Annotated in this window: 21 protein-coding genes and 2 pseudogenes; 8 read left to right on the top strand and 15 right to left on the bottom strand. The window is 66.3% G+C overall.

Features of this window, described 5'->3' with window-relative positions:
* Window positions 1-13: 13 nt before the first annotated feature.
* Window positions 14-364, top strand: coding sequence for a TonB family protein (locus SY91_RS16405; RefSeq protein WP_023476246.1), 351 nt, complete (start codon window positions 14-16; stop codon window positions 362-364).
* Window positions 365-473: 109 nt separating this feature from the next.
* On the opposite strand, the gene SY91_RS16400 is transcribed toward SY91_RS16405, so the two are convergent.
* From SY91_RS16400 to moaC, 8 genes and pseudogenes are all read right to left on the bottom strand, one after another.
* Entirely contained in the window at window positions 474-1,673 is a 1,200-nt protein-coding gene (locus tag SY91_RS16400; protein WP_023476245.1) for a hypothetical protein, read from the bottom strand.
* Window positions 1,666-2,982, bottom strand: a complete 1,317-nt coding sequence (locus SY91_RS16395; protein WP_043887563.1) for a WD40/YVTN/BNR-like repeat-containing protein — start codon at window positions 2,980-2,982, stop codon at window positions 1,666-1,668. Before SY91_RS16395 ends, SY91_RS16400 begins: the two co-directional genes overlap by 8 nt.
* Before the next feature lie 103 nt (window positions 2,983-3,085).
* Window positions 3,086-4,237 carry a WD40/YVTN/BNR-like repeat-containing protein gene (locus SY91_RS16390; RefSeq protein WP_043887562.1) on the bottom strand — a complete coding sequence of 384 codons (1,152 nt, stop codon included), beginning with the start codon at window positions 4,235-4,237 and terminating at the stop codon, window positions 3,086-3,088.
* Between the two features lie 79 nt (window positions 4,238-4,316).
* Window positions 4,317-5,183, bottom strand: coding sequence for a hypothetical protein (locus SY91_RS16385; protein WP_023476242.1), 867 nt, complete (start codon window positions 5,181-5,183; stop codon window positions 4,317-4,319).
* Window positions 5,176-5,889: pseudogene (locus SY91_RS16380) on the bottom strand (DUF2345 domain-containing protein); the annotation flags it as partial. The pseudogene SY91_RS16380 and the gene SY91_RS16385, both read right to left, overlap by 8 nt.
* A 220-nt stretch (window positions 5,890-6,109) precedes the next feature.
* Complete coding sequence (locus tag SY91_RS16375; RefSeq protein WP_023476242.1) at window positions 6,110-6,976, bottom strand: hypothetical protein; 867 nt, start codon at window positions 6,974-6,976, stop codon at window positions 6,110-6,112.
* A complete protein-coding gene (locus SY91_RS16370) occupies window positions 6,969-9,656 on the bottom strand; it encodes a type VI secretion system Vgr family protein (RefSeq protein ID WP_043887560.1) in 2,688 nt (895 codons plus the stop codon). The genes SY91_RS16375 and SY91_RS16370 overlap by 8 nt, the downstream gene beginning before the upstream one ends.
* Before the next feature lie 113 nt (window positions 9,657-9,769).
* Window positions 9,770-10,258, bottom strand: coding sequence for a cyclic pyranopterin monophosphate synthase MoaC (gene moaC, locus SY91_RS16365; RefSeq protein WP_012329158.1), 489 nt, complete (start codon window positions 10,256-10,258; stop codon window positions 9,770-9,772).
* A 269-nt stretch (window positions 10,259-10,527) separates the two neighbouring features.
* Here moaC and SY91_RS16360 point away from each other — a divergent pair, with 269 nt between their 5' ends.
* The gene (locus SY91_RS16360; protein WP_023476238.1) at window positions 10,528-12,222 is read left to right on the top strand and encodes a M48 family metalloprotease; all 1,695 of its coding nucleotides are present in this window, start codon (window positions 10,528-10,530) and stop codon (window positions 12,220-12,222) included.
* A 39-nt stretch (window positions 12,223-12,261) separates the two neighbouring features.
* Here SY91_RS16360 and SY91_RS16355 read toward each other — a convergent pair whose 3' ends face one another.
* From SY91_RS16355 to SY91_RS16330, 6 genes are all read right to left on the bottom strand, one after another.
* Entirely contained in the window at window positions 12,262-12,849 is a 588-nt protein-coding gene (locus tag SY91_RS16355) for a DUF2946 family protein (RefSeq protein ID WP_023476237.1), read from the bottom strand.
* Window positions 12,842-13,879: a hydrolase gene (locus SY91_RS16350; RefSeq protein ID WP_043887559.1), complete on the bottom strand. Its 1,038-nt coding sequence runs from the start codon at window positions 13,877-13,879 to the stop codon at window positions 12,842-12,844. The genes SY91_RS16355 and SY91_RS16350 overlap by 8 nt, the downstream gene beginning before the upstream one ends.
* Before the next feature lie 33 nt (window positions 13,880-13,912).
* Window positions 13,913-14,359 (bottom strand): nuclear transport factor 2 family protein, encoded by a 447-nt coding sequence (locus SY91_RS16345; RefSeq protein ID WP_006477934.1) that lies wholly within the window; start codon window positions 14,357-14,359, stop codon window positions 13,913-13,915.
* 115 nt (window positions 14,360-14,474) lie between these two features.
* Window positions 14,475-15,512 (bottom strand): lipopolysaccharide heptosyltransferase II, encoded by a 1,038-nt coding sequence (gene waaF, locus SY91_RS16340; RefSeq protein ID WP_006477936.1) that lies wholly within the window; start codon window positions 15,510-15,512, stop codon window positions 14,475-14,477.
* A gap of 140 nt (window positions 15,513-15,652) precedes the next feature.
* Window positions 15,653-15,847, bottom strand: coding sequence for a zinc-finger domain-containing protein (locus SY91_RS16335; protein ID WP_006482499.1), 195 nt, complete (start codon window positions 15,845-15,847; stop codon window positions 15,653-15,655).
* A 49-nt stretch (window positions 15,848-15,896) separates the two neighbouring features.
* Window positions 15,897-16,820: a branched-chain amino acid transaminase gene (locus tag SY91_RS16330; protein WP_011546109.1), complete on the bottom strand. Its 924-nt coding sequence runs from the start codon at window positions 16,818-16,820 to the stop codon at window positions 15,897-15,899.
* Window positions 16,821-17,025: 205 nt separating this feature from the next.
* Between SY91_RS16330 and SY91_RS16325 the strand changes: the two are divergent.
* The 3 genes and pseudogenes from SY91_RS16325 to SY91_RS16315 all read left to right on the top strand — a co-directional run bounded on the left by SY91_RS16325 (window position 17,026) and on the right by SY91_RS16315 (window position 19,577).
* Window positions 17,026-17,780, top strand: a pseudogene (locus SY91_RS16325) (AzlC family ABC transporter permease).
* Window positions 17,777-18,100: an AzlD domain-containing protein gene (locus SY91_RS16320; RefSeq protein ID WP_006477942.1), complete on the top strand. Its 324-nt coding sequence runs from the start codon at window positions 17,777-17,779 to the stop codon at window positions 18,098-18,100. The pseudogene SY91_RS16325 and the gene SY91_RS16320 overlap by 4 nt, the downstream one beginning before the upstream one ends.
* 280 nt (window positions 18,101-18,380) lie before the next feature.
* The gene (locus SY91_RS16315; RefSeq protein ID WP_006481732.1) at window positions 18,381-19,577 is read left to right on the top strand and encodes a phosphoglycerate kinase; all 1,197 of its coding nucleotides are present in this window, start codon (window positions 18,381-18,383) and stop codon (window positions 19,575-19,577) included.
* A 157-nt stretch (window positions 19,578-19,734) separates the two neighbouring features.
* Here the strand turns inward: SY91_RS16315 and SY91_RS35055 are convergent, their stop codons facing one another.
* A complete protein-coding gene (locus tag SY91_RS35055) occupies window positions 19,735-19,863 on the bottom strand; it encodes a hypothetical protein (RefSeq protein ID WP_023476234.1) in 129 nt (42 codons plus the stop codon).
* Here SY91_RS35055 and pyk point away from each other — a divergent pair.
* The 3 genes from pyk (at window position 19,862) to SY91_RS16300 (ending at window position 23,804) form a co-directional block, all read left to right on the top strand.
* Window positions 19,862-21,298: a pyruvate kinase gene (pyk, locus tag SY91_RS16310; protein ID WP_011546106.1), complete on the top strand. Its 1,437-nt coding sequence runs from the start codon at window positions 19,862-19,864 to the stop codon at window positions 21,296-21,298. The genes SY91_RS35055 and pyk overlap by 2 nt on opposite strands.
* A 316-nt stretch (window positions 21,299-21,614) precedes the next feature.
* Window positions 21,615-22,679: a class II fructose-bisphosphate aldolase gene (gene fba, locus SY91_RS16305; RefSeq protein ID WP_006481730.1), complete on the top strand. Its 1,065-nt coding sequence runs from the start codon at window positions 21,615-21,617 to the stop codon at window positions 22,677-22,679.
* 234 nt (window positions 22,680-22,913) lie between these two features.
* On the top strand, window positions 22,914-23,804 hold the full coding sequence (locus SY91_RS16300) for a phosphoribosylaminoimidazolesuccinocarboxamide synthase (protein WP_006477945.1): 891 nt from the start codon (window positions 22,914-22,916) through the stop codon (window positions 23,802-23,804).
* The last annotated feature ends 10 nt before the right edge of the window (window positions 23,805-23,814 follow it).

Here is a 23,814-nt window from a genome sequence, read left to right as displayed (position 1 = left end):
ACGATATTCGACCATGGCCATTCGCTCGACCTACCTGATCCTGCCCGCCATCGCGATGCTGTTTTCCGGCTGCGCGATGCTGTCGTCGTCGCAGGAAAGCAAGCTGACCTGCCACATTCCGCGTGCGGTCTATCCGGATACCGCGAAGCCGCTCACGCGCCCGGCGACCGTGCTCGTGCGCGCGCTGATGACGACGTCCGGCGAAGCGCAGAACGTCACCGTGACGACGAGCAGCCGCAACGCGGCGGCCGATCGCGCGGCCGTCGAAGCGATGACGCACGCGAGCTGCGTGCAGACCGGCGCGACGGCGAATCCCTTCTTGCTGACGCAACCGTTCGTGTTCGAGCCGCGGCGCGCCGAATGACGCACGGCCGGTGCGGGCGATCGCGCCGTGCCGCCATGCCCCAGTCACTTGTCGTTGTCGTTGTCGCCCGCCCGGCGCGATTTCACCGCTGCGCCGCGCGGCTGACGGCTCAGTGCCGCGGCATCAGATCCGCGCCGCGACACGCGGGCTCGGACGCGTTGCGCAGCCCGAGCATCGTGAAGCCGTTGCGCTCCTGGCGGATCAGCGCGTAGCGCCGCGCGACCGTTTCTCCACCCTTGCCCGTCAGATCCAGTTCGACCTGGAAGCGATCCTTGCGATCGGAACAGCCGCGTACCGGGCCGTATGCGAAGCCGATATCGGGCGCCTTGCTTTCCGCGTTGAACGTCTGCCGGGCTTTCAGCGCGGTCCCGGCGGCCTCGGGTTCGCTCCATTCGCGCGCGAGCACGTCGTCCACCTTCAGCCACTCGTCGACGAAATCGCGGCCGTTGGCGGCGGCCGGCTGCACGCGTTGCACCGTGTCGCCGTCGACGCGATAGCGGAAGATACCTGGCCGCGTCATCACGTCGCCGTCGAGCGAGCCGACCGTCGTGCGCAGCTCGAAGCCGTCGGCGCGCACCTTGAAGCGGATCGCATCGTCGTCGATCACGTAGCCGTGCGTGGTGTGGAACAGCGTGCGTTGCGCGGCCGACCCGTTGGCCGGCGCGACCACGTCCGCGCCGAACCGGCTCCAGCGCGACGAGCACCACGGTGTGCCGTGGACGACCGCCACCTGTCCGCCCGGCAACGCACCGAACCAGAAGCCGCCGCCGTATGCGTCGCCGATGTCCTTGTATTCGTCGGCTTGCCAGCGCAGCACGCGCTGCCACCGACCGTTTTCCCACGCGTACGCGGTGAGCAGGTTGTCGTCGCCGCATGCGATGTCGAAGCCGGCGCGTACGAACAGCAGCGGGCGCGACGTGCCGTCGCGCGTGACGTCGACGTCCGGGTTGCGGCCGAACGCCGATTCGCCGGTTTTCGGCTGTGCCGGCTGCGCGGGGACGCCGAGCGTTGCCGCGAGCGTGCGTTTCAGTGCGACCGCTTCGACATGTTCACCGCTGCATACGAGGCGCGCGTCGATCGCGCCGACGAGCGCTTGCTTGTAGGCGCGAAGCGCGTCGCGCAAAGGCGGCGAAACCTCGACGGTGCCGGCGCCGTCGCTTTCCGGGTTGGGCGCGCGTTGCACGCGGTGTTGCGCGTCGAGCGCGGCGCGTGCAGCGGTGTCAGCGGCGGGGCAGGGGCTGGCGGCGAAGGCGGCGGGCGATGTGGCAACGCATAGCGCGAGTGCGGCGCGACGCAGTGATTTATTCATCGAATTGAGTCTTCCGTCGTAGCAACGGGATTCGGTCTTGTAAGGCACGGTTATTTCGGACCGGGAACGACAGTTTCCTCAGTCTTTCATCGAGCAACGAGTACAGCGTGTTCGTATCCTGATTGAAATACCGATTGTGATAGACGATCCCGTCGACATTCTGCTTCCAGGTCTTGCCTGCGTCAGTGCTGCTGATCATCAGGGGGATCGGTGGATCATCGATTGCGTGCCCGGGGTCGGTCGCATAGACGAGCAACAGGCCATCGCGGCCCACGTCGAGGCCGCTCAGGATGAGCTTCCTGTCAAACGTCGTCACTTGCCGGACTCGCTCCGGGCGCGTGTTCGCCCACGTCGAAAGCACACCGGTCCGGCGTGCGCGATCCGGTGCAGTATCGTCGCCACTCTCATGGTCGAGGAGAGACAGCGTGTAAAGCGCGTAGCCGCCAGCCGTGGCAGGCGCAGACACGAGTCGAGTGACGGTCTGGTTAGGCAGGACGGTATCGAGAGCGAACGCCTGCTGATTTGGCGCGAGTCGGTATACGACGCTGCGGGCAGGGGCCGTAGCCGACCGGTCGACAGGGTAAGCCACTCGCAGGGTGCCGTCGGGGCCAAGATTTACTCCTGCGAAGCTGCGCCCGGGAGCACCACCGACGGCTGCATCCGGTGGTAGTGCGATCCGCTGCCAGGACACGCCGCCGTCGGATGTTCGCCGGACCGCCGGGCCCCGACCGATCGCATAACCGCGCCGCGCGTCGATGAAGAGCAACTGATCGATATCCTCGTGCTCGGGCCAGTCGAGCTGCGACCAGTGCCGGCCGCCGTCGAGCGATTTCCAGACACGGGTTTGCTGCGAGACGAGGCCGTCTGCCGGATGTGGCGCCGTGTAGCTGGTCCGGCCGACGCCGATGACCTGGACCTGACCGTCCCGCGAATGCCACCACGCCGTGTGTTGGCCCGGCGCTTGCAAGAAGCGCTGCAGTCCCTGATCGAGGGTGCCACGGAAGAAATTTACGGTCCGCCGATTGAGGGTTTCTGCTGCGTTGTTCATCCACGCTTCGGTGGGTTCGGCGACCATTGGATTCTTCCACTCGCCGGGAGGCTTCAGCGTCACCATAGGGTCGGCGACCGTGAGCGACATGATTTCGTTGCCGACGACGTAGAAATCACCCACGCCAGCCAGTGGGACGGGCCACGTCACCTTCGACGAAACGGTTTCCCATCGAGAGCCGGTATTTTCGACCAGCAGTATCAATGCGATGCTGCCGATCGCGATGGTGCCCAGCCGCTTTAGGCGGGAGTGGTTGCGCATCGGGTTGGCTGAAGTCAATGGAGAAGAGGGCGTGAGGCCGATCGTGCCGGGGGCGTCGTCCGATTCTGCGGACTCGGCCCACGGCAAATGCGTCTGGCAGCGATCAGAATTGCCGTTTCCGAAGTGTGTAGGCGAACACCGAATAGAGCGTATTCGTTTCCGGGTCGAAGTAGCCGCCCTGTGAAGCCTTGTCAGTGGTTTGCTGCCACGTCTTCCCACCGTCGGTGCTGCTGATAGTCAGATCGATCGGCGCGCCACCGCCGTTCGCGGTGTTCGGATCAGTTGCATGAACCAGCAGGACGCCGTTGCGACCTGCGCTGAGTCCGTTGAGCGTCAGCGAGCCGTCAAACGCACGTAGCTTCTGGATGTGATCGGGATGCTCGCTGGTCCAGGTCGAAATGACGCCCGCGCCACGACCACTGCCGGATTCGCCGTTTGTACGGGACAACGCATACAGCGCGTAATTTCGGACGGGTGCCGGCGGCGATTCGAGACTGACGACAACTTGTCCGGGCAGCACTGCTTCCCGGACGAAATCCTGCTGATTCCACGCGAGCCGCCAGACAACGGTTGCCGGTTGCGGATGCTCGGCGTTTTCGACCTGATAGGCAATGCGCAATACGCCGTCGGGACCGAGGTTGGATCCATCGAAAGTCCGGCGCGGCTTGCCTTGGACGGCGGCACCGGGTGGCTCCGCGATTTCCTGCCACGTTTGCCCGCCGTCTGCCGTTCGCCACACGTGTGGCCCCCAGCCGATGGCGTAGCCCCGTTGCGCGTCTATGAAGAGCAGGCGATTGATGTTGCGGTTGCCGGGCCATTCGAGCTGGGCCCAGTGCTGACCGCCATCGCTTGACTTCCAGAGCCTGGTCGTCTGAGGGGCCGCTCCGTCGTCGGGGCGCGGTGCCGCGTAATCCATCCAGCCGGTGCTTACATACAGGATCCGCCAGTCAGGCGAATACCACCATGACGCGGTCTGGCCCGGTTCCTGAAAGTGACGCACGGGGATGCCGCCCAGCGTGCCGCGCAGGAAACTCACCGTCGATCGGTTGAGCCGTTGGTTTGAATCGTCCATCCACGGTTCGGCGAATTCCGCGACGTCAGGGTTCTTCTGCTCGCTTTCCGGCTTGAACGTGAGTTCCGGTCGTGCAACCTTTAATGACATGAAGTCGTTGTGCTGCACGCGAAATGCGCCCGCACCGTACGGCTTGTCGTTGCGCATGAATTCGGTCGATACCGTTTCCCACCCTGAAGTCATTTCCGTATATCCGTAAATAGCGATCGGTAGAACAAGAGCGCATCCCGCGATCAAGAGCCATCGTTTGCCTCTTCGCATGTCACTTCACCAGCAGCCTGCCGAGTGCCTTGCCGACCGGATCGTCGACATCCCATGCGTCGGCTTTGTTCCTGAGAACGGGGATGGCCGAATCGACCGCCTGTCCCCACGTTCTTCCGTCGCCCCATTCCTGAATGTTCGGACGCGTCCCGATCCTGACGAGATCCATGATCGGCAGGTCTGCCAACCCGCCATCGAGGTAGGCCATCGGGTGCGTCTTGAATGCGAATTCCTTGAATTTTTCGGCGTTCATTTCGAGCTCGAACTGTGGCCACGTCATATCGACGCTACCGTTTCCAGGTGTCGGGCTGGCCATCTGGATCGTGTCGCCCATCATGTTCTGATTTAGGCCGTCTTCCATGTTGACCTGAAGCAGTTTCCGCGCTTTGTTCAGCCACGCTTTCCCTTGGGGGCTGAGTCGAGGGTAAAGATTCTTGCCATAGTCGGAGCAATAGTAGTAGCCGTAGCTAATGTAGTAATCGGGTGGTTTATGTCCGCACCCGATATGACGCATCATGAAGTTGCCGTGGCGCGACCAGTCGGAATCGGTGCTTTCCGTTTTGATCAGATCTTCGCGCCGATGCAGCAATTCCTCGGCGACCTTCTTATCTTTCCAGGGATCCCACGAAGTGGCGAACTTCTTCACGGTTTCCCATACGCTGGACATACTGACTTTCTGGACCGTGTCCCAGTATTGGCCGTGAAGCGGCCGATAGTAAAACGGACAGGTACCGACGATCCATTTCGCAGCCGGCGTCACATGCTTGTCGCAGATGTTGATCTGCACCTTCGGCCGATCCTGGTATCCCGTCGGGGTCAGCATCCCCGCACCGGTCCCAAGCACCTTGTCCTGTTGTCCGTCAGCCATTCGATTTCCCTAGAAACTTGACCACGACGTCGTGCGGCACGTGGCTCTGCGTGAGCCCGGTTTCGCCTGCCGCGTTGGTGACGCCTTCCGAGAGCAGCTTGCCGTTCGAGAACATCTGGTACCGCGTGTTCGCGACCGGAATGTCGGTGCCGGCCCAGTGCGCGATGAACGCCTGGTCATAGTTGCCGTTGGAGTTCGGCAGCGTCGGCATCGTTTGCGACAGGTGGGTGGGGCCGCTGAACGCATGCTGCGCGCCCTTGATGTCGATCTTGCCGGGCGCGTGCACCTCGATGTTGCCGTCCGCGATGCGGATATAGGCGCCGCCGGACGTCAACAGGATCTCCTTCGCCGCGGCGCCTTCGATCGATTGCGTGACGGCGATCAGCTTCAGCGCCTTCTGCGCAGTCAGCTCGATGTTGTCCGCCTGCGCCTGCACTTCGACCTTGCCCTTGCCGGCGAACAGCTTCATCCCCGCGTTCTGCGCGAACAGGCTGATCCGGTCGAGGACACTGGCGATCAGCGATTTTCCGGCGGCGACGTGCGTGTTTTGCCCGCTGACGAGGTTGATGTGCTGGTCCGCGGAAAATTGCGCGGACTGCTGCGTGGACATCCCGATGCCGGCCGGGCTGCCGAACAGCATCACGGGCTCCTTGAACGCGTTGGCGTTGCCGGTTCCGCCGCCGGCGGTCCGGCCGCCCGACGCGCCGCTTTCCGGCTTGAACGTGAGTTCCGGTCGTGCAACCTTTAATGACATGAAGTCGTTGTGCTGCACGCGAAATGCGCCCGCACCGTACGGCTTGTCGTTGCGCATGAATTCGGTCGATACCGTTTCCCACCCTGAAGTCATTTCCGTATATCCGTAAATAGCGATCGGTAGAACAAGAGCGCATCCCGCGATCAAGAGCCATCGTTTGCCTCTTCGCATGTCACTTCACCAGCAGCCTGCCGAGTGCCTTGCCGACCGGATCGTCGACATCCCATGCGTCGGCTTTGTTCCTGAGAACGGGGATGGCCGAATCGACCGCCTGTCCCCACGTTCTTCCGTCGCCCCATTCCTGAATGTTCGGACGCGTCCCGATCCTGACGAGATCCATGATCGGCAGGTCTGCCAACCCGCCATCGAGGTAGGCCATCGGGTGCGTCTTGAATGCGAATTCCTTGAATTTTTCGGCGTTCATTTCGAGCTCGAACTGTGGCCACGTCATATCGACGCTACCGTTTCCAGGTGTCGGGCTGGCCATCTGGATCGTGTCGCCCATCATGTTCTGATTTAGGCCGTCTTCCATGTTGACCTGAAGCAGTTTCCGCGCTTTGTTCAGCCACGCTTTCCCTTGGGGGCTGAGTCGAGGGTAAAGATTCTTGCCATAGTCGGAGCAATAGTAGTAGCCGTAGCTAATGTAGTAATCGGGTGGTTTATGTCCGCACCCGATATGACGCATCATGAAGTTGCCGTGGCGCGACCAGTCGGAATCGGTGCTTTCCGTTTTGATCAGATCTTCGCGCCGATGCAGCAATTCCTCGGCGACCTTCTTATCTTTCCAGGGATCCCACGAAGTGGCGAACTTCTTCACGGTTTCCCATACGCTGGACATACTGACTTTCTGGACCGTGTCCCAGTATTGGCCGTGAAGCGGCCGATAGTAAAACGGACAGGTACCGACGATCCATTTCGCAGCCGGCGTCACATGCTTGTCGCAGATGTTGATCTGCACCTTCGGCCGATCCTGGTATCCCGTCGGGGTCAGCATCCCCGCACCGGTCCCAAGCACCTTGTCCTGTTGTCCGTCAGCCATTCGATTTCCCTAGAAACTTGACCACGACGTCGTGCGGCACGTGGCTCTGCGTGAGCCCGGTTTCGCCTGCCGCGTTGGTGACGCCTTCCGAGAGCAGCTTGCCGTTCGAGAACATCTGGTACCGCGTGTTCGCGACCGGAATGTCGGTGCCGGCCCAGTGCGCGATGAACGCCTGGTCATAGTTGCCGTTGGAGTTCGGCAGCGTCGGCATCGTTTGCGACAGGTGGGTGGGGCCGCTGAACGCATGCTGCGCGCCCTTGATGTCGATCTTGCCGGGCGCGTGCACCTCGATGTTGCCGTCCGCGATGCGGATATAGGCGCCGCCGGACGTCAACAGGATCTCCTTCGCCGCGGCGCCTTCGATCGATTGCGTGACGGCGATCAGCTTCAGCGCCTTCTGCGCAGTCAGCTCGATGTTGTCCGCCTGCGCCTGCACTTCGACCTTGCCCTTGCCGGCGAACAGCTTCATCCCCGCGTTCTGCGCGAACAGGCTGATCCGGTCGAGGACACTGGCGATCAGCGATTTTCCGGCGGCGACGTGCGTGTTTTGCCCGCTGACGAGGTTGATGTGCTGGTCCGCGGAAAATTGCGCGGACTGCTGCGTGGACATCCCGATGCCGGCCGGGCTGCCGAACAGCATCACGGGCTCCTTGAACGCGTTGGCGTTGCCGGTTCCGCCGCCGGCGGTCCGGCCGCCCGACGCGCTGCCGCTCACGCTGTTCTGCGTCGCGTCGCTGAACTGCTTCAGCGCCGTGTGGCCGGGGTCGAGCGACTCGCCCTGATGCTGCGCGCTGACCTGCGACATGGCGTCGATCAGCCCTTGTGCGCGCACGAGCTGCTCCCGGGTCTCGTCGACGTCGAGCGGCTGACTGGCCGCCTGCTTGGGATGCGTCGTGACGTACAGCCCGCGGTTTGCGCGCACGGCGCCGTAGGCGTCCGAGCGCAGGTCGAAGCCACTGCCGAGATAGTTGCCGCGGTTGTTGCCCGTGTGGTCGATCAGGTAGCCGAGGTGCAGGTGCGTGTTGGCCTGGCTGCTGTAGAGGTGCACGCGGTTCTGCGCGGTCGCGTCGTCGAGCACCAGCTGGTTGTAACCGGCGCCCGCGTATTCCTTGGACCGGTACCCGGACAGGATGCCGTTGCTGTGCCATTGCGGGCTCGTCGCGCCGTTGTAGACCTTGCCGACGATGATCGGACGATCGCAGTCGCCGCCGAGGAAGTCGACCAGCACTTCCTCGCCGCTGCGGTGCGGGTGGACGGCACCGTAGCCATTGCCCGAATCGGACGCCGTGGCACGCAACCAGCACGACGCCTTTTCGTCGCCGTCGTTCAAGCGGTCCCAGTGAAAGCGGACCTTGACGCGGTTGAGCTCGTCCGTATGGACTTCTTCGCCTTGCGGCGCGACGACGATCGCCGATTGCAGGTGCATCGGCGGCTTCGCGTGCTCGAACGGGCTGCGGAACGGCACCGTCGTGCGCTGCGCCTCGATGCGGATCTGAAAGAAGCCCTCGCTGCCGTCGGGATGACGCACGCGGGACCGGTCCGTATCGGTGGCCTGCATGATGCTGCCGATCTCGGCCTGCAGGCTGTGCGGGAAAACGGCCGGCTCGTCGGCCACGGGCAGATTGTTGACGATGACCCACGCCGTCTCGATCACGGCGAATTCGCGCTGGCCGGCATCGTCCTTGTCGTGTTCGGGGTGTTCCGCGAACTCGAACACGCGTCCGGCGTCCATGCGCCGCACACCGCCGACACCGTGAAAGCGCTTCGCGTGCGATTCCTGCTCTTCCATCCAGATCTTCGACAGATGGTCGCCGCGTGACTGCTCGGGATACGTGTAGGCACCCGTGTATTCGTAGACTTCGAGTTGCTGCGGCAGATCGCCCTGGTTCGCGATCGTCGGCGTATGGGTGGCCTTCGGATTCGACGCGGTGGGCGGCTGCTTGTAGTCGAAGGTGCGCGTGGTGCGGGCGACGCTTCGCAGCGTGCGCGTACCGGTGAACTGGACGAGCGTGTCGGCTTCGTCGCCCGTGCCCGCGTGATGAAAGCGCACGGTTCGCGGCGACAGCGCGGGCAACGCGTCGATGCGATCGACGATGACGAGCCGGTGCGACTTGCCGTCGCTGTCCTGTTCCCAGAAACCGTACAGGCCTTCCGATTCCATCAGGCGATGGACGAAATTCCAGTCGTCCTCGTATTGCATGCAGAACGAGCGCGGCGGCAGCGGCTGGTAGAGCTTGAACGTGAAGCGGCCCTTGGCCTGCGGATGCTGGTTCAGCACGTCGGCGATGATGTCGTCCGCCGACCGGTCCTGCCAGATGCGCTGATCGCGGCGGAACTTCAGGAAGTGCAGGAACGACGCAAAGACGATCTGATGGTGCGTGACGCCGCTGTCCGACCCGAGCCGGCGGGCCGCATGCACGTAGCCGTGGTGCGGCGCGTACGATTGGTCGGCCTGCTGGATCCACAGCGTCACCGGCTGCGCGATCAGTTTCTTGAGTTCGAGGTGGTCGGATACCGACACGGTATCGACGGTGAACTCGAAATGGCGTCCGAGGCGCGATCGTCCCGTGACGCGCTGCGGCAACAGGACGTCGGGCCCGAGCGGGGTATCCAGTTTGATCAGGCGCTCATGCTGAACCGGTCCGGCCAGCAACGCGCTTCTTAACGCTTGCGAATTCATCACCAGTGCTCGCTTTTGTTGTGCTGGTTCGCACGCTCTCTCGTGCGGAATCCGGTAATTGTATGAGATAAAACGGTTTATCTCGAATTGGCGGGCCGGTGGTGCCCCGGTATTCACCCCGCGGCGTCTTCCGCCTTCCAGTCCCCCGACTTCCCGCCGCGCTTCTCCCGCACGCTCACGTCGGTGATCACCATCCCGCGATCGACCGCCTTGCACATGTCGTAGACGGTCAGCAGCCCGACCTGGACGGCCGTCAGCGCTTCCATCTCGACGCCGGTCCGCCCGAACGTCTCGACCTGCACGACGCAATGCACGCCCGGCAGCGCGTCGTCGAGTTCGAACTCGACGGCCACGCGCGTGAGCGCGAGCGGGTGGCACAGCGGAATCAGGTCGGCCGTGCGTTTGGCGCCCTGGATCGCCGCGATGCGCGCGACGCCGAGCACGTCGCCTTTCCTGGCCTTGCCGTCGCGGATCAGCGCGAACGTGGCCGGCAACATCCGGATCGTGCCCCGCGCGATCGCGATGCGCCGGGTTTCCTGCTTGTCGCCGACGTCGACCATATGGGCGTGGCCGGCGGCATCGAAATGGGTGAGTCCTGACATGTCTTCCTCTAGTGGAACGGCGTGTGCGCGCAGGTCCCTCGATCCTGCTGCGCGACCGGTCGGGCACCGCATCCCGTACCGGCGCGACGAACCGATCCAACCTCGCAACGGGCGCTTATCATAGCAGCGGCGTTCGCGTTGCCGGAGGCGCAGATGACGCTTGCGCGGCACGGGACAGTCGTCGCGGCGCCGGTACAATGACCCGAATATTCAGACCAAACGCCGCGATGCGCGCCGCGCGCGCGGGACGGCGTCGTTTTCATCCTGCCATGCGTGTCAAACAGTTGCTTGCCGTGTCGCTGTCGGCGGCGCTCGCGCTGCCGCCGGGCGGTCATGCGCAGAGCGCATCCGCGCCGCCGCTCGAGCCGGCGGCCGGCGGCCCGACGTCGATTTCCACCGTGCCGTCCGGCATCGCGACCGGCGTATTCGGCACGTACGGCGGCGCGGAGAGCCGGTTCTCGGGCGCGGCCGGTGCGTCGGCGCCGGTCGCGAGCCTGCGCGCGCCGCTGCGGGCGCTGGAGCTGCCCGATCTCGGCGACGGCTCCGGCGGTTCGCTGACGCCGCGCGCCGAGCGCCGGCTCGGCGAGCGCGTGATGCGCGAGGTGCGGCGCGATCCCGACTATCTCGACGACTGGCTGGTGCGCGACTACCTGAACGCGATGGCGGCGCGGCTCGCGGCCGCGGCGGCGGCGCGCTACATCGGCGGCTACACGCCCGACTTCGACCTGTTCCCGGTGCGCGATCCGCAGATCAACGCGTTCTCGATGCCGGGCGGGTTCATCGGGATCAACAGCGGGCTGGTGGTCACGACGCAGACGGAGTCGGAGCTCGCATCGGTGGTTGGCCACGAGATGGGCCACGTGCTGCAGCGGCACATCGCGCGGATGATCGGCGCGAGCGAGAAGACCGGCTACACGGCGCTCGCGACGATGCTGCTCGGCGTGCTGGCCGGCGTGCTCGCGCGCAGCGGCGATCTCGGCAGCGCGATCGCGATGGGCGGACAGGCGTATGCGGTCGACAACCAGCTGCGCTTCTCGCGGTCGGCCGAGCGCGAGGCCGATCGCGTCGGCTTCCAGCTGCTCGCGGGGGCCGGCTACGACCCGTACGGAATGCCCGGCTTCTTCGAGCGGCTCGACCGCGCGTCGATGGGCGATGCGGGCGTGCCGGCCTATGCGCGCACGCACCCGCTGACCGGCGAGCGGATTGCCGACATGGAGGATCGCGCGCGCCGCGCGCCGTACCGGCAGCCGCGCCAGTCGGCCGAATACGGGTTCGTGCGGGCACGGCTGCGCGTCCTGCAGAACCGGGCGCCGACCGACATCGCGGCCGAGGCGCGCCGGATGCAGCTCGAAATCGACGATCACACGGCGCCGAACGTCGCGGCGAACTGGTACGGCATCGCGCTCGCGAATACGCTGCTCGGCCAGTACGACGCGGCCGACAACGCGCTCGCGTCGGCCCGCGCCGCATTCGATGCGCGCGAGCGGCGCGAGGACGACCCCGCGACCAGCTCGCCGAGCCTCGACGTGCTGGCCGCCGACATCGCCCGCCGCGCGGGCCGGACCGACGACGCGGTGCGGCTCTCGGCGCTCGCGCAGCGGCGCTGGCCGGCGTCGCACGCGGCGATCGTCGCGCACCTGCAGGCGCTGATCGCCGCGCGTCGCTTCGCCGAAGCGCAAACCCTCGCACGGGCGCAGGCGAAGGCCGACCCCGAACAGCCGGACTGGTGGGATTACCTCGCGAAGTCGAGCGACGGCAAGGGCGACGTGCTCGCGCGGCGCCGGGCGCTGGCGGAGAAGCTGGCGCTCGACGGTGCATGGCCGTCGGCGATCCGGCAACTGAAGGAGGCGCGCGACGCGAAGGACGTGTCGTTCTACGAGCAGTCGATCATCGGCGCGCGGCTGCTGGAATTCGAGGCGCGCTACAAGGAAGAGCGCGACGACGAAAAGAACGGCCGCGGGTAGCGGCCGGCGCGCGGCGAACGCGGCCGTCGCCGCGGCGGGTCAGTGGCCGCTGTCGGCCGCGTCGCGTGCGTGGCGCGCCGGGCTGGCGACGTAGCCGAACCGGCCCGGCACGTCGGCGCACGCGATACTGCCGAGCGACAGCGTGCGGCCGTCGCGCCAGCGCAGCACGGGCGGCTCGGCATCGAAATCCGCGTGATCGGCGAACAGCCCGAGGTCGTGATCGTGCAGCGCCGCGATGCGCGCAGGCGTGCCGGCCTCGCGAAACAGCACGCCGCCGCCGTCGTCGAGCCAGGCGGCCTCCGGTTCGAACGGGGCGCCGGTCTGGTCGGTGAGCGCAAGCTGTCCGTCACGTTCGGCGAGCCGCACGACCCACGGCGTATAGGCGAGCTCGACGTACACGCGCTGCGGCCCGTTCTGGAAGAACCACCGGCCTTGCGCGTCGCATGCGTAGTTGCGGCCGATGAACGCGTTCAGCGCCTCATGCCGGATCGGCGAGCCGAGCTCGCCGGCCGCCTGTGCGGCGTCGTCGCGCAGCCGCCATGTGCCGCGCCGGTCGAGCAGCAGCCAGCCGGTGCAATCCGGCACGTTCGGCCATTTGGCGAGCGCCTGCCTGACGATGTCATCCATGGTCGACGAATTTCGAGCAATAGCCGAACACCCGCGCCGACAGCCAGTCGAGGCGGCCGGGGAACGGCCCGGTCATGAAGCCCGCGTGGCCGCCGTGCGCGGGCTGGTCGAGCTCGACGGCCGGCGACACGTCGGCCGGGCCCGGCAGCGCCGATTCGGGCAGGAACGGGTCGTTGCGGGCGTTGAGGATCAGCGTCGGCACGTCGATCGCAGGCAGCAGCGGCCGCGTGGTCGCCTTTGTCCAGTAGTCGTCCGCGTTCGCAAAACCGTGCAGTGGCGCGGTCACGACCTCGTCGAAGTCGCGCATCGTCACGGCCTGCAGCATCGCTTCGCGGTCGAACAGCCCCGGATACTGGTCGAGCTTCGCGAGCGCCTTGCGCTTGAGCGTCTTCAGGAAGCTGCGCGTGTAGACCATCGCGAACCCTTGCGACAACGCGCGGCCGCCCGCGTGCACGTCGATCGGCGTCGAGATCGCGGCGGCGGCGCGCACGATCGACGTGTCGCTGCGATGCTCGCCGAGCCAGCGCAGCAGCACGTTGCCGCCGAGCGATACGCCGGCGACGACCAACGGCCCGCGATGCTGCGCGGCGAGCCGGTGCAGGATCCAGTCGACCTCGGCGCTGTCGGCGAGATGGTAGAAGCGCGGCTGGCGGTTGATCTCGCCGCTGCAACTGCGGAAGTGCGGGACGACGGCGTGCCACCCGTTCGCGCGCGCGGTGGCCATCATCGCGAGCGCGTAGTGCGAGCCGGAGCTGCCTTCGAGGCCGTGGAACAGCACGAACAGCGGCGCGTCGGGCGCCGGGGCCGCGCTGTCGAGGTGCGCGACCCAGTCGAGATCGATGAAGTCGTGGTCGGGCGTTTCCCATCGCTCTCGTCGGTAAGCGACGACCGGACGCCGCGCGAACAGCGCGGGCACGATGGTTTGCACATGGCTGTTGGGCAGCCAGCGCGGTGCGCGATAGCGCAATGAATCGTCGTCGGGGGCCGGAGCCCCGGTCAGCGGCGAGGTGGGCGGAGAAGCCGTACTCATGATCGCCCCGCTAATGCGTTGCTTCGTTCTTCGTCAGTGCAGCGGACCCTGCCCGTGACGGATCTTCGCGGCGAATTGTCCGGCCGCCTGTTCAGGAATCGGGCTCGCGTGGATGTGCGCGATGCGCCATTCGCCGCGTTCGTGGATCATCACGTACGTCGCGAAAACCATGTCGGGTTCGGCCGTCAGGTCGGCCTGCTGATGCGCTTCGGCGATCGTATAGACGACCGTGCCGAGGCTGTCGTACACGCGGATGTCGAGCGGCTCGATCGTGACCGGGCGTGTCGCGAGCCGGTTGGCGAGCCCGCCGCGGATCTGGTCGAGGCCGTGCAGATGCTCGCCGTCCGCCCATACGCAGCTGGCGAAATCCTCGTCGATCCACAACGCCAGCAGCGCGTCGAGATTGGCATCCGCGACGGCCTGGTAGTAGGCGTTCAGCGTATCGGCAGCGGCTTCGAAGAGGCGGGCAAAACGTGGCATCGGGGTGGTCTCTCGCGCGCATCGCGCGCCGTATTCAGCACGGCGGCCCGGATCGAGCCGCCGCACACCGGTGAATCGGATTGCCCGGCGCGCCGTGCGACGCTGCCGGTCAGGGTCAGCGCTGCCCGACGAGCATGCCGCGCAAATCGCCGAATACCTGCTCCGGACCGAGTTCGCGCAGGCACTTCAGGTGGCCGAGCGGGCACTCGCGTTCGAAGCAGGGACTGCATTCGAGATGCAGCCATTGTACCTTCGCCAGGTCCGACAGCGGAGGGGTGTGGCGCGGATCGGTCGATCCGTACAGCGCGACGAGCGGCCGGCGCAACGCGGCGGCGACGTGCATCAGCCCCGAATCGTTGGTGACGACCGCGTTCGCGCGCGCGATCAGCGCGCATGCCTCGGACAACGACGTCTGTCCGCACAGGTTGCGCACGTTCGGCGCGTGGTCGGCGATCGCCTGCGCGGCCGCGGCATCCTTCTGCGAGCCGAGCGCGACGATCTGCGTATACGGGAACGACTGGTGGACGATGGTCGCGAGCGTCGCGAAGTGCTCGGGCGGCCAGCGCTTGGCCGGGCCGTATTCGGCGCCGGGGCAGAACACGACGAGCGGCTTGCGCGTATCGAGATTGAAACGCGCGGATACCCGCGCCGTCTCGTTCAGGTCGGCGTCCAGGCGCGGGGCGGGCAGCGTCTTCATCGACTCGGGCAGCTTCGCGCCCGGCGCGTACGCAAGCGCCGCGTAGTGGGTCGTCATCGGCGGCCGCTCGCCCGACTTGTCGGGGTTCGCGTGCCGCACGTTCAACAGCCCGTAGCGGTGCTCGCCCGTGTAGCCGATCCGCAGCGGGATGTTCGCGAGCCACGGGATCACCGCGGACTTCAGCGAGTTCGGCAGCACGTACGCGGCGTCGTAGCCGACGTCGCGCAGGTCGCTCGCGAGCTGCCAGCGGCGCAGCAGCTGCAGCTTGCCGTGCGCGAGATCGGTCGCGTAGACATCGTGGATCTCGGGCATCCGCTCGAGCACGGGCGCGACCCACGAGGGTGCGACGGCATCGATCGCGATGCGGGGATGGAGTTTCTTCAGCAGCGCAAAAAGCGGCTGCGCCATCAATGCGTCACCGATCCAGTTCGGTGCGATAACCAGCGCTCGACGCATCAGGTCGACTTCCGATGTCGTAATGAAGCACGGCGCTCGGGCGCCGCGTTCGGGTTGCCAGAATGGAGACGGGCGGCGCGCCGGACTCCCGGCTGCGCCGCCTTGCGGGACGGTGGGCCTTCAGGCCCGGCCGCCGGGGCTCAGTGGCCCTTGACGACCTCGCCGTCGCGCAGCTTGTAGCGCGTGCCGCAGTACGGGCAGCGCGCCTCGCCGTGCGACACGTCGATGAAGACGCGCGGGTGGGCATTCCAGCGCGTCATGGCCGGGTTCGGGCAATAGGCGGGAAGATCCTTGGCCGTCAGCTCGACGAGCGGCATTTCCTTGATTTCACTCATGAGACTTTCTCTTATCACTCTTGTGTGGGGCGGTCGGGGCGCGGCGCGCTCAGACCTTCGTCAGCCAGTGCGCGTACTTCGCGTTCTTGCCCGACACGATATCGAAAAACGCCGACTGGAGCTTTTCCGTGACGGGGCCGCGCGCGCCGCTGCCGATCGTGCGGTTGTCGAGTTCGCGGATCGGCGTGACTTCGGCGGCCGTGCCGGTGAAGAACGCTTCATCGGCCGTGTAGACCTCGTCGCGCGTGATGCGCTTCTCGATGACCTCGATGCCGGCGTCCTTCGCGAGCGTGATGACCGTGTCGCGCGTGATGCCGTCGAGGCACGACGACAGGTCGGGCGTGTACAGCTTGCCGTTGTTCACGAGGAAGAAGTTCTCGCCGGAGCCTTCCGACACGTAGCCGTCGACGTCGAGCAGCAGCGCCTCGTCGTAGCCGTCGGCCGTCGCTTCCTGGTTCGCCAGGATAGAGTTCACGTACCAGCCCGACGCCTTCGCGCGCACCATCGACACGTTCACGTGGTGGCGCGTGAACGACGACGTCTTCACGCGGATGCCCTTCGCGAGGCCGTCCTCGCCGAGGTACGCGCCCCACGGCCATGCGGCGATCGCGACGTGGATCGTGTTGCCCTTCGCGGCCACGCCGAGCTTTTCCGAGCCGACCCAGATGATCGGGCGCAGGTAGCACGACTCGAGCCGATTCTCGCGCACGACCGCGAGTTGCGCGGCTTCGAGCGTTTCGCGGTCGAACGGCACGTCCATCTGGAAGATCTTCGCGGAATTCAGCAGACGTTTGGTGTGCTCGCGCAGGCGGAAGATCGCGGTGCCGCCGTCGGCCGTCTTGTACGCGCGCACGCCCTCGAAGACGCCCATGCCGTAATGCAGCGTGTGGGTCAGGACGTGGATCTTGGCGTCGCGCCAGTCGATCAGCTTGCCGTCCATCCAGATCTTGCCGTCGCGGTCGGCCATTGACATACGATTCTCCTGGAAGCGGTGGTGTGCTGCGGGTTGTGCAGCGTTGAGCCGGAAAGATGCTTATTTTAGCGTCATTTGGGGGTGATCCGGTCGGCCGGCGCGGGGCCGGCGCTATAATCGTCCGGTACCGATTCCAATAACGATGGGTCGTACCGGCAGGAGGCGCCGGCGTCCCGACGAACCGCCCGCTGCGGCCCGCTTTCCGATGCTCGCTCGATTGTCCGCCACCGACCGCTTCGCGCTGATTCAGGGCGCACGCGACTATTCCCCGACACTGATGGCGATCCTGTCCTGGGGGCTCGTCACCGGCATCGCGATGAGCAAGTCCGTGATGACGCTCGGGCAGGCGAGCGCGATGTCGCTGTTCGTCTACGCGGGCTCGTCGCAGCTCGCGGTGCTGCCGCTCCTCGCGGCGAAGCTGCCGATCTGGACCGTGCTGCTCACGGCCGCGATGGTCAACATGCGCTTCGTGATCTTCAGCGCCGGGCTGGCGCCTCATTTTTCCTACCTGCCGCTGTGGCGGCGCCTCGCGATCGGCTATTTCAACGGCGACGTGATCTACCTGCTGTTCCAGAAACAGGGCTTCGCGTACGGCCGCGTGCCGGGCAAGGAAGCGTATTTCTGGGGATGGCGCTCGCGAGCTGGGCGTCGTGGCAGGTGTCCTCGCTCGCCGGCATCCTGCTCGCGAGCGCCTTTCCGGCGAGCTGGGGGCTGGAGCTGGCCGGCACGCTCGCGCTGATCCCGATCATGGTGTCGGCGGTCGCGAACCGCTCGACGCTCGCGGCCGTCGCGGTCGCCGGGATCGTATCGCTCGTCGCGTTCGACCTGCCGTACCGGCTCGCGCTGCCGATCGCGGTGCTCGCCGCGCTCGCGGCCGGCTGCACGGCCGATTTCTTCGTCGAGCGGGCCGACTGGCGACGTATCCGTACCGAAACCGTGCACGAAAGGGACATGGAATGAGCGCGACCGAGATCTGGATCGTCATCGTCGGGATGACGATCGTCACGGCCGTCACGCGCGCGCTGTTCCTGATCGGCGGCGAGCGCACGGTCTTGCCCGAACGCGCGCAGCGCGCGCTGCGCTACGCGCCGGCCGCCGCGCTGGTCGCCGTCGTGCTGCCCGACGTGCTCGAAACGCCGGCGGGGCTGTCGTTCGCGCTGTCCAACCATCCGTTCTACGCGGCGCTCGCCGGCCTCGGCTGGTTTTTGTGGCGGCGCAGCATGCTCGGCACGATCGTCGTCGGCATGCTCGTGTTCACCGCGCTCCGCCTGATCTTCTGATGGACTGCCGTTCCGGCTTGCCAAGCGCTGCCCGCCTGCGTGCGCGCATTGCTGCGTTGCAGCAGTGCTTCGGTTCCGGCGCGCAATCCCAAATAGGCGGAATTCGCCGCCGCACGGGTCAGTCTGCCGGGTGGATCGGCTAGAATGCCCGTTCGAGATTTTTTACCCGTGCGCGTCATGCGAACCGCCAGCCACGGCCGCATCCGGCGCCCTTTCGCGGCAGCCCGCGCACGTCCAGCGTGAACCCCCTTTCCCCATCCACTACTTCAATCTGTCCAACATGAGCCAAGTCAAGCGTCTTACCGACCTGATCGCCGCCGGCCAGCTCGCCGGCAAGCGGGTGTTCATCCGCGCCGACCTGAACGTCCCGCAGGACGATCACGGCAACATCACCGAGGACACCCGCGTGCGCGCGTCCGTGCCGGCCATCCAGGCCGCGCTCGACGCCGGCGCGGCCGTGATGGTCACGTCGCACCTCGGCCGTCCGACCGAAGGCGAATTCAAGCCGGAAGACTCGCTCGCGCCGGTCGCCAAGCGTCTCGCCGAACTGCTCGGCCGCGACGTGCCGCTGGTGTCGAACTGGGTCGAGAACGGCGTGAACGTCGCGCCGGGTCAGGTCGTGCTGCTCGAGAACTGCCGCGTGAACAAGGGCGAGAAGAAGAATTCGGACGAGCTCGCCCAGAAGATGGCCAAGCTCTGCGACGTGTACGTGAACGACGCGTTCGGCACCGCGCACCGCGCGGAAGCGACCACCCACGGGATCGCGAAGTACGCGCCGGTCGCATGCGCGGGCCCGCTGCTGGCGGCCGAACTCGACGCGCTCGGCAAGGCGCTCGGCAACCCGGCCCGCCCGCTGGTGGCGATCGTCGCCGGCTCGAAGGTGTCGACCAAGCTGACCATCCTGAAGTCGCTGGCCGGCAAGGTCGACCAGCTGATCGTCGGCGGCGGCATCGCGAACACGTTCATGCTCGCGGCCGGCCTGTCGATCGGCAAGTCGCTCGCGGAAGCCGATCTCGTCGCCGAGGCGAAGGCGATCATCGACGAAGCGCGCGAGCGCGGCGCGTCGGTGCCGATCCCGACCGACGTCGTCACCGCCAAGGAATTCTCGCCGACGGCCGCGGCCACGGTGAAGCAGGTCGCCGACATCGAAGCGGACGACATGATCCTCGACATCGGCCCCGATACGGCCAAGGCACTCGCGAGCCAGCTCGAGAAGGCCGGCACGATCGTGTGGAACGGCCCGGTCGGCGTGTTCGAGTTCGACCAGTTCGGCAACGGCACCAAGACGCTCGCCGAAGCGATCGCCAAATCGTCCGCGTTCTCGATCGCGGGCGGCGGCGACACGCTCGCGGCCATCGCGAAGTACGGCATCCACGACCAGGTCAGCTACATCTCGACGGGCGGCGGCGCCTTCCTCGAGTTCCTCGAGGGGAAGAAGCTGCCGGCGGTGGAAGTGCTCGAAACGCGGGCGGCCTGAGCGTGGCGGCGCGCGCAGGGGTGACGAAGGCCGCGCGCTCCGCGAAAGCGGAGCAGCCGGCCGGCGCGGGCAAGCGCAAACGCGCGCCCGCGCGGGCGAACACCGCCCCGCGCGCACCGGCGGCCGCCGGCGACGCGGCCGTGCAGCACCACGAATTTCAGAACAAAGCGATGCCGGGCGCCAGCACCGGCACGCTCCCCGGAGCGGCGGCCGCTGGGCCTGCCGCTTCCGGCTCTCGCAGCGTTTCACCCAGCGCATCCACCTTGATCCAGATGAGGAGTTTCATGCAGCGCGCCACCAAGATAGTCGCTACGATCGGCCCGGCATCCAGTTCGCCGGAGATTCTGCTGCAGATGATGCAGGCGGGCCTCGACGTCGTGCGGCTCAATTTTTCGCACGGCACGGCCGACGATCACCGCCAGCGCGCCGAAATGGTGCGCGAGGCCGCCCGCAAGGTCGGCCGCGAGATCGCGATCATGGCCGACCTCCAGGGTCCGAAGATCCGCGTCGGCAAGTTCGAGAACGGCAAGACCACGCTCGTGCCGGGGCAGCCGTTCATTCTCGATGCGGGCTGCGAACTCGGCAATGACGAGCGCGTCGGCCTCGACTACAAGGAGCTGCCGCGCGACCTGAAGCCGGGCGACCTGCTGCTGCTGAACGACGGGCTGATCGTGCTGACCGTCGAGCGCGTGCTCGGCGACGAGATTCACACGACCGTCAAGGTGGGCGGCGAGCTGTCGAACAACAAGGGGATCAACCGCCAGGGCGGCGGCCTGTCGGCGCCGGCGCTGACCGCGAAGGACATGGAAGACATCCGCACCGCGATGTCGCTCGGCGCGGACCTCGTCGCGGTGTCGTTCCCGAAGAACGCGACCGACATGGAAATGGCGCGCCAGCTCGCGAACATCGCGGGCGCGCCGTACGGCATCAAGCCGAAGATGATCGCGAAGATCGAGCGCGCGGAGGCGATTCCGGCGCTGCAGAGCATCCTCGACGCGTCCGACGGCATCATGGTCGCGCGCGGCGACCTCGCGGTGGAAGTCGGCAACGCGGCCGTGCCGGCGCTGCAGAAGCGGATGATCCGGATGGCGCGCGAGTCGAACAAGCTCGTGATCACCGCAACGCAGATGATGGAATCGATGATCTACGCGCCGGTGCCGACCCGTGCGGAGGTATCGGACGTCGCGAACGCGGTGCTCGACGGCACCGACGCGGTGATGCTGTCGGCCGAGACGGCCGCCGGCAAGTATCCGGTCGTCACGATCGAGACGATGGCGGCCGTGTGCGTCGAGGCGGAAAAGTCGGAAGAAGTCGAGCTGGACAAGGATTTCCTCGACCGCACGTTCACGCGGATCGACCAGTCGATCGCGATGGGCGCGCTGTTCACCGCGTACCACCTGGGCGCGAAGGCGATCATCGCGCTGACCGAGTCGGGCGCGACCGCGCTGTGGATGTCGCGTCACTACACGCACGTGCCGATCTTCGCGCTGACGCCGCGCGTCGGCAGCGAGCGCACGATGGCGCTGTACCGCAACGTGACGCCGCTGCACGTCGACTTCAACAGCGACCGCGATTCGGCGCTGCAGGCGGCGCTCGAGATCGTCGTCAAGCAGGGTTACGTGCAGCATGGCGACATGGTCGTGCTGACCGTCGGCGAGCCGATGGGGCAGGCGGGCGGCACCAACACGCTGAAGATCGTGCGGGTCGGCGAGCACTATTGAGCGCCGGCTGAGCCGCATCGAGCCGGCCCGGTGGCCGGCAGCCCGGATCGGCCGAAGCTGATCCGTCACTGTTTTTGAGCAAAAGCCGCGCGGGGTCCGAAGCCCCGCGCGGCTTTTTTTCTCCTTTTTGGCCGCATTGTGCCGTGCGAACGTAACAAATTGCGAGCGGGGCCCTCCGGGCGGTCGGAATCGGAGGCGCTTCGCGATAAAATGTGGCTATTCGACGCTCAGCCGCGCCGCGCCGTCCCGGTTCAGAGGGAAGCGAGCGCCGCGCCGGCGTCAGGGCGCACCGGTTTTCATTCCAAGGAGTTCCACAATGCCTCTCGTATCAATGCGTCAATTGCTGGACCACGCGGCAGAGCACGGTTACGGCCTGCCGGCCTTCAACGTGAACAACCTGGAGCAGGTCCAGGCGATCATGGCGGCGGCGGATCAGGTCGGCGCGCCCGTGATCATGCAGGCATCGGCCGGCGCGCGTAAGTATGCGGGCGAGCCGTTCCTGCGCCACCTGATCGAAGCGGCGGTCGAATCGTATCCGCACATCCCGGTCGTGATGCACCAGGATCACGGCCAGTCGCCGGCCGTCTGCACGGCCGCGATCCGCAGCGGCTTCACGAGCGTGATGATGGACGGTTCGCTCGAAGCCGACGGCAAGACGGTCGCATCGTACGAGTACAACGTCGACGTATCGCGCAAGGTCGTCGAGATGGCGCACTCGATCGGCGTGACGGTCGAAGCCGAACTCGGCGTGCTCGGCTCGCTCGAGACGATGAAGGGCGACAAGGAAGACGGCCACGGCGCGGAAGGCACGATGACCCGCGAGCAACTGCTGACCGATCCGGAGCAGGCCGCCGACTTCGTGAAGCTCACGCAGTGCGACGCGCTGGCGATCGCGATCGGTACGTCGCACGGCGCGTACAAGTTCTCGAAGAAGCCGACGGGCGACATCCTGTCGATCCAGCGCATCAAGGAAATCCACGCGCGCATCCCGAACACGCACCTGGTGATGCACGGTTCGTCGTCGGTGCCGCAGGAGCTGCTGGCCGAGATCCGCGAATTCGGCGGCGACATGAAGGAAACCTACGGCGTGCCGGTCGAGGAAATCCAGGAAGGCATCAAGCACGGCGTGCGCAAGATCAACATCGACACCGACCTGCGTCTGGCGATCACCGGCGCGATCCGCCGCTACCTGTTCGAGAACCCGGGCAAGTTCGATCCGCGCGACTACCTGAAGCCCGCGCGCGAAGCCGCGAAGAAGGTGTGCGTCGACCGTTACCTCGCGTTCGGCTGCGAAGGCCAGGCCGGCAAGATCAAGCCGGTGTCGCTCGACAAGATCGCCGAGCAGTACAAGTCGGGCGCGCTCGCACAGGTCGTGCGCTGAGACTGTAGTACGATTTGCCCCGCCCGGTTCTGCCGCCGGGCACGGGCTGGCCGCCCGGTTGGCCGGATTCGATCCGGCCCCGGCAGCCGTTTCGTCCGGCCGAACAAGGGCCGGCCGGCAGCCGCCCGGGCGTTGCGCCCGCCGGTTCGCCGACGTATTGCAAGACCGCCGTTCCCGCCTGCCGCGGGGAACGGCGTTTCCCTTTTTGTTTGGCTCCTTATCTGCGAAAAGACGATGTCTACCCTTTACGAATCCACGCTCCGCTCGCTGCCGCTCCTCGGTCGCGGCAAGGTTCGCGATAACTACGCGGTCGGCAACGACAAGCTCCTGATCGTCACGACCGATCGCCTGTCGGCCTTCGACGTGGTGATGGGCGAGCCGATTCCGAACAAGGGCCGCGTGCTGAACCAGATGGCGAACTTCTGGTTCGACAAACTCGCGCACATCGTGCCGAACCATCTGACGGGCGACGCGCCGGAAGCGGTCGTCGCGGCCGACGAGGTCGAGCAGGTGAAGGGCCGCGGCGTGGTCGTCAAGCGCCTCGAGCCGATCATGATCGAAGCGGTCGTGCGCGGCTACCTGGCCGGCAGCGGCTGGAAGGAATACCAGGCGTCGGGCGCCGTGTGCGGCGTGCAGCTGCCGGCGGGCCTGCAGAACGCGCAGAAGCTGCCCGAGCCGATCTTCACGCCGGCCGCGAAGGCCGAGATGGGCGAGCACGACGAGAACATCACGTTCGAGGAAACCGAGCGCCGCATCGGCACCGAGCTGGCCGCGACGATCCGCGACATCTCGATCAAGCTGTACAAGGAAGCGGCCGACTACGCGGCGACGCGCGGCATCATCATCGCCGACACGAAGTTCGAATTCGGCCTCGACAACCACGGCAAGCTGTACCTGATGGACGAAGTGCTGACCGCCGATTCGTCGCGCTTCTGGCCGGCCGACCAGTACGAAGTCGGCACCAATCCGCCGTCGTTCGACAAGCAGTTCGTGCGCGACTGGCTCGAGGCGCAGCCGTGGGGCAAGACGGCGCCGGCGCCGGCGCTGCCGGCCGACGTCGTCGAGAAGACGGCCGCGAAGTACCAGGAAGCGCTCGAGCGCATCACCGGCCAGTCGCTCGCCTGATCGAGGTACC

Source organism: Burkholderia cenocepacia (genome assembly GCF_014211915.1).
Lineage (GTDB): Bacteria > Pseudomonadota > Gammaproteobacteria > Burkholderiales > Burkholderiaceae > Burkholderia > Burkholderia orbicola.
This window is presented reverse-complemented; position numbering and strand designations above follow the sequence as displayed.

Excerpts from the sequence above, each read along its gene's own strand:
- SY91_RS16300 (WP_006477945.1), top strand. The coding sequence starts at position 22,914 with ATGTCTACCCTTTACGAATCCACGCTCCGCTCGCTGCCGCTCCTCGGT.
- SY91_RS16345 (WP_006477934.1), bottom strand. The coding sequence starts at position 14,359 with ATGCCACGTTTTGCCCGCCTCTTCGAAGCCGCTGCCGATACGCTGAAC.
- SY91_RS16385 (WP_023476242.1), bottom strand. The coding sequence starts at position 5,183 with ATGGCTGACGGACAACAGGACAAGGTGCTTGGGACCGGTGCGGGGATG.
- pyk (WP_011546106.1), top strand. The coding sequence starts at position 19,862 with ATGCAGCGCGCCACCAAGATAGTCGCTACGATCGGCCCGGCATCCAGT.
- SY91_RS16395 (WP_043887563.1), bottom strand. The coding sequence starts at position 2,982 with ATGCGCAACCACTCCCGCCTAAAGCGGCTGGGCACCATCGCGATCGGC.
- SY91_RS16330 (WP_011546109.1), bottom strand. The coding sequence starts at position 16,820 with ATGTCAATGGCCGACCGCGACGGCAAGATCTGGATGGACGGCAAGCTG.
- moaC (WP_012329158.1), bottom strand. The coding sequence starts at position 10,258 with ATGTCAGGACTCACCCATTTCGATGCCGCCGGCCACGCCCATATGGTC.
- SY91_RS16355 (WP_023476237.1), bottom strand. The coding sequence starts at position 12,849 with ATGGATGACATCGTCAGGCAGGCGCTCGCCAAATGGCCGAACGTGCCG.
- SY91_RS16370 (WP_043887560.1), bottom strand. The coding sequence starts at position 9,656 with ATGAATTCGCAAGCGTTAAGAAGCGCGTTGCTGGCCGGACCGGTTCAG.
- SY91_RS35055 (WP_023476234.1), bottom strand. The coding sequence starts at position 19,863 with ATGAAACTCCTCATCTGGATCAAGGTGGATGCGCTGGGTGAAACGCTG.
- fba (WP_006481730.1), top strand. The coding sequence starts at position 21,615 with ATGCCTCTCGTATCAATGCGTCAATTGCTGGACCACGCGGCAGAGCAC.
- SY91_RS16335 (WP_006482499.1), bottom strand. The coding sequence starts at position 15,847 with ATGAGTGAAATCAAGGAAATGCCGCTCGTCGAGCTGACGGCCAAGGAT.
- SY91_RS16320 (WP_006477942.1), top strand. The coding sequence starts at position 17,777 with ATGAGCGCGACCGAGATCTGGATCGTCATCGTCGGGATGACGATCGTC.
- SY91_RS16315 (WP_006481732.1), top strand. The coding sequence starts at position 18,381 with ATGAGCCAAGTCAAGCGTCTTACCGACCTGATCGCCGCCGGCCAGCTC.
- SY91_RS16400 (WP_023476245.1), bottom strand. The coding sequence starts at position 1,673 with ATGAATAAATCACTGCGTCGCGCCGCACTCGCGCTATGCGTTGCCACA.
- waaF (WP_006477936.1), bottom strand. The coding sequence starts at position 15,512 with ATGCGTCGAGCGCTGGTTATCGCACCGAACTGGATCGGTGACGCATTG.
- SY91_RS16360 (WP_023476238.1), top strand. The coding sequence starts at position 10,528 with ATGCGTGTCAAACAGTTGCTTGCCGTGTCGCTGTCGGCGGCGCTCGCG.
- SY91_RS16350 (WP_043887559.1), bottom strand. The coding sequence starts at position 13,879 with ATGAGTACGGCTTCTCCGCCCACCTCGCCGCTGACCGGGGCTCCGGCC.
- SY91_RS16375 (WP_023476242.1), bottom strand. The coding sequence starts at position 6,976 with ATGGCTGACGGACAACAGGACAAGGTGCTTGGGACCGGTGCGGGGATG.
- SY91_RS16405 (WP_023476246.1), top strand. The coding sequence starts at position 14 with ATGGCCATTCGCTCGACCTACCTGATCCTGCCCGCCATCGCGATGCTG.
- SY91_RS16390 (WP_043887562.1), bottom strand. The coding sequence starts at position 4,237 with ATGACTTCAGGGTGGGAAACGGTATCGACCGAATTCATGCGCAACGAC.